Source organism: Desulfobulbaceae bacterium, from assembly GCA_015231515.1.
Lineage (GTDB): Bacteria > Desulfobacterota > Desulfobulbia > Desulfobulbales > VMSU01 > JADGBM01.
In genome coordinates this window covers 1,762-2,733 of sequence record JADGBM010000206.1, presented here as the reverse complement: position 1 = coordinate 2,733, position 972 = coordinate 1,762, and the positions used below count along the sequence as shown (strand labels likewise).

Genomic DNA, 972 nt, shown 5'->3' with positions numbered 1-972 from the left:
TATTAAACAGGGGCTTGTTATCAATCGAGGAAGATTCAACACGAGGAACAATGCAGTTCTTTTAGATAATGACAATATCAACAACCAGTTGTCAGGCTTTTATGACCTACAACTTTTTGCTCCTGGTCCTTTTACTTTAGCCCTGGAGCGGGAAAATAGTATTAATACAAGCGCTGTTCAAGGGTATAAACGTGTGAGTGTTACCGTTAACGGTGACCCAAGGGCTTTAGGGACTCCTGAATTTAATGACCCTCTCAACAAGAGTGAAACTGCCTTTAATAAAGCAGACATGGAAAACAGCAACAGGACTAATAGTTTTGTGCCGCTGATAGTTCTTGAAGGGTACAGTGTCGACCCTGTTCAGTATAACGAAAATAGTTTGAAAGAAGATGAGGATGAAGAGATTGAAGATGAGGAAGAGCTGGAGCTGTTAACATCTATGCAAATAGTTCAATAAATTTCGTTCAAGGAAGAACAAATGAAAAAACAATACTCGTGTCTATTGGCGTTCTTAGTTTGTCCATCTTTTCTTTGCAGTTCTGAACAGGTTTTCGCAGCGAATCCAACGACGTATGAACCTGGCGCAGTGCAGCAGCGAGCACTGGAGACAATGGATTATTACCGCTTACAGAAAAAAGTGAAAGAAACAAAAGATGAAAAGGCTGATCAGCAACTGATTGAAAAGCCTGAGGAGCCAAAGGCGGCAGAACCTGAAAAAGTTGAACGGAAAATCTCAGTCAGTACCTTTGATATTGGGCCTTCGGAGATTCTAACTGCCGAGGAACTCCAGGATATAACCAAAGATTATGAGGGGCGTGAAATTGCCATTGACGATCTCTTTGAGGCGGTCGAGAGGATTAATGAACTGTATCGAACTAAAAACCGCTATCTTGCCAAAGCTATCCTGCCGGTGCAGGAAGTTAAGGGGGGTACCGTTGCGATCAAGCTTATTGAGGGGCGTATCGGAGATAT

2 protein-coding genes are annotated in these 972 nt (G+C 42.5%); both read left to right on the top strand.

What is annotated here, in order from left to right; genetic code table 11:
• The coding region (locus HQK80_16315) for a hypothetical protein (GenBank protein ID MBF0223754.1) at window positions 1-457 on the top strand (457 nt) is incomplete at its 5' end.
• A 21-nt stretch (window positions 458-478) separates the two neighbouring features.
• Window positions 479-972: hypothetical protein (locus HQK80_16310; protein MBF0223753.1), on the top strand; the 494-nt coding region annotated here is incomplete at its 3' end.